Origin of the sequence: Robertmurraya sp. DFI.2.37 (genome assembly GCF_029211245.1) — a bacterium.
Classification (GTDB): domain Bacteria; phylum Bacillota; class Bacilli; order Bacillales; family Cytobacillaceae; genus Robertmurraya; species Robertmurraya methanolica_A.
Genome location: NZ_JARGEJ010000554.1, coordinates 1 through 308 on the forward strand (window position 1 = coordinate 1; position 308 = coordinate 308).

A 308-nucleotide genomic window follows, 5' to 3' on the forward strand; every position below is an offset into this window, starting at 1 on the left:
CCAAGTGCAACAGTAGCTTTTGCTGAAACCCACTTTTTTTCTGCAGGTCTTTGTGTGCGAAAATACTTCACCTTATAAAAAATATAGAAAGTGAAAGCGAACACAAATAAGATAACGAGTATTTTCAATTGATATTTCCTCCAAGCTTGAACAACTTCACTCTTTATCTTAACGATTTTTATGAGAAAATGCTACTGTCATCATTTTTTTTGTACTAAAAGCTGGCAGCATCTTAAAGAAAGAATTTGTATAAATGATCTTTTCTTTCCATTTTTACCATAAAAAAATGAAAAGAAAAGATCATTTAT

1 protein-coding gene is annotated in these 308 nt (G+C 29.9%); it reads right to left on the reverse strand.

Annotated features, from left to right (window positions below):
- The coding region (locus tag PZE06_RS27670; RefSeq protein WP_275792350.1) for a YtpI family protein at window positions 1-104 on the reverse strand (104 nt) is incomplete at its 3' end.
- Between the last annotated feature and the right edge of the window lie 204 nt (window positions 105-308).